Origin of the sequence: Micromonospora sp. D75 (assembly GCF_018070405.1) — a bacterium.
Taxonomy (GTDB): Bacteria; Actinomycetota; Actinomycetes; order Mycobacteriales; family Micromonosporaceae; genus Micromonospora; species Micromonospora chalcea.
In genome coordinates, this window is record NZ_JAGPXV010000815.1 from 1 (window position 1) to 2,200 (window position 2,200).

1 protein-coding gene and 1 pseudogene are annotated in these 2,200 nt (G+C 76.8%); both read right to left on the minus strand.

Annotated features, from left to right (window positions below; translation table 11 throughout):
- Positions 1 to 99 precede the first annotated feature (99 nt).
- Entirely contained in the window at positions 100 to 1,215 is a 1,116-nt protein-coding gene (locus KBX39_RS33925; RefSeq protein ID WP_312247510.1) for a condensation domain-containing protein, read from the minus strand.
- Positions 1,167 to 2,141 (minus strand): annotated as a pseudogene (locus KBX39_RS33930) (condensation domain-containing protein); the annotation flags it as partial. The gene KBX39_RS33925 and the pseudogene KBX39_RS33930, both read right to left, overlap by 49 nt.
- Positions 2,142 to 2,200: the final 59 nt, after the last annotated feature.

Below are 2,200 nucleotides of genomic sequence, written 5' to 3' on the forward strand. Positions count from 1 at the left end.
CGGCGAACCGGTCCAGTCCGTCGGCGGGGAACCCGGCGCTGCGCAGCAGCACGTCCCGCCACACCGACCAGCCGGTGTCGCCGAGGGGGACCAGGTACGTCACCGCGGCTCCTCCTCCACCACCGGGCGGCGCTGGACCCGCTGGCGGCGTAGCGCGCCCCGGCGCGCCGCGCGTTCCACCGCCTCGTCCTCGGCGTCCTCGCCGGACGAGGGCGCACCGAGGCTGTCCAGGTGCGCGGCGAGCGCGCGGACGGTCGGGTGGTGGAACAGGTCCACGACCCGCAGGTTTGTGCCGAGCAGCCGGTTGAGCTGCCGTTGCACGACCGCGACCGCGAGCGAGCCGCCGCCGACGTCGAAGAAGCTGTCCGTCGCGGCCACCTCCGGTACGCCGAGCACGTCGCACCAGACCGAGGCGATCCGCCGCTCGGTGGCGGTGGCCGGGCGGGCGGCGGGCACCCCGGCGCGGCCTCCGGCCCGGTTCACCCGGGCGGCCCGGGGCACGTCGTCGGCCGTTCCGGCCGGGACGGCGGTCCAGGCGGGCAGCTCGGCCACCGGCCGCTCCGGGTCGGCGACGCCGGCCCGCAGCAACCGCTCGACGTCGGCGAGCACGTCGCTGATCAGGGCCTCGCCGTAGACGTCCGGGTTGAAGACGATCTCCACGCGCAGCCGCCCGTCCCGGGTGATGCCGTAGAGCGTCAGGTCGAACGGTGAGCCGGGCGCGGGCACCGGCACCGGCTCGGCGGACAGTCCGGCCAGGTCCAGCCGGGGCTCGTCGAACGTGTACATGTTGAACAGCACCTGCACCAGCGGGCTGCGGTCGAGCAGGCCGCCCAGCCCGAGGCCGCCGACGATGCGTTCGACAGGCGCCTCCGGGTGGGCGAGCGCGGCGAGCAGTTCCTCCCAGGCGGCGCGGACGTGCGCGGCGAAGCCGGCCCCGGGCGTCCGGCGCAGCCGCAGCGGTGCGATCTCGATGAAGAAGCCGACCATCGGCTCGAAGTCGGCGGCCCGCCGGTCCACGGTGGGTGTGCCGACCACCAGGTCGGGCAGGCCGGTACGCCGGGCCAGCACCAGCGCGAACGCGGCGAGCACGGCGGCCGCCGGGGGCGGTCCAGCCGGGTACGCACCGTCGCGCTGGTGTACGTCTGTTCGGCCGGCCGGTCCCGTCCACCGGGGAGCCGCAGCACGACCGGCGCCCCGGTCAGGTGGTCCAGCCACCAGTCGAGGTCGGCGGCGGCGCGACGCCGGGCACGGTCGGCGCGCCAGGCCACGTAGTCGCCGTACGTGGCGGGCAGCGGCGGCAGCGGCGGCCCGTCCCCGAGCGCGGCCCGGTACGCGGCGGCCAGGTCGGCGTAGAACAGCGACTGCGACCAGCCGTCGAACACGGCGTGGTGGGCGTAGACGGCCAGCACGTGCTCGCCGTCGCCGGTGCGGATCAGCTCGGCCCGCCACAGCGTGTCGGTGCCCAGCGCGAACGGTGTGGCGGCGCTCGCCGCGAGGTGGCCGGCGAGATCGGTGCCCGGGGCGAGGTCGCGTACCGGCAGCGGCACCGGTGTGGACGGGTCGGCGACCGCGTACGGCACGCCGGCGCGCTCCGGGATGCGCCAGCGCAGGATCTGCTGCCGGTCCGCGACGGCGGTGAGCGCCGTGGCGAGCGCCGCCACGTCGAGCGGGCCGGTGATCCGTTCGGCGAACGCGACGTTGTACGCCGACGCGGCGGCCGGGAAGTAGCGGTCGAGGAACCACAGCCGCTGCTGCGCCGGGGACAGCGCCGGTGGCCGTCCCCGGACGACCGGGGCCGGGCCGGTTCCGGCGGCTGCGTCGGCGCGGGCGGCGATGCCGCGTGGCGTCCGCCCGACCAGCACGTCCTCGATGGCGAGGTCGCGGCCCAGCCGCTCGCGCAGGTCGGCGACCAGCCGCATCGCGGTGATGGAGTGCCCGCCCTGGTGGAAGAAGTCGTCGTCGCGGCCGACCGCGGGCACGTCCAGCAGCGCCGCCCACGCCTGCGCGACGAGGCGTTCGGTGTCGGTGGCGGGCGGCTCGCCGGACGGCACGGGGGCCGGTCCGGCCAGGTCGAGCGCGGCCAGCCGCTCGGTGTCGATCTTGCCGTTGATGGTGATCGGCAGCGCGGGCATGGTGTGCATCCGGGCCGGTACGGCGGCGGGCGGCAGCAGCCGGGCGCAGTAGTCACGCAGCTCGGCGG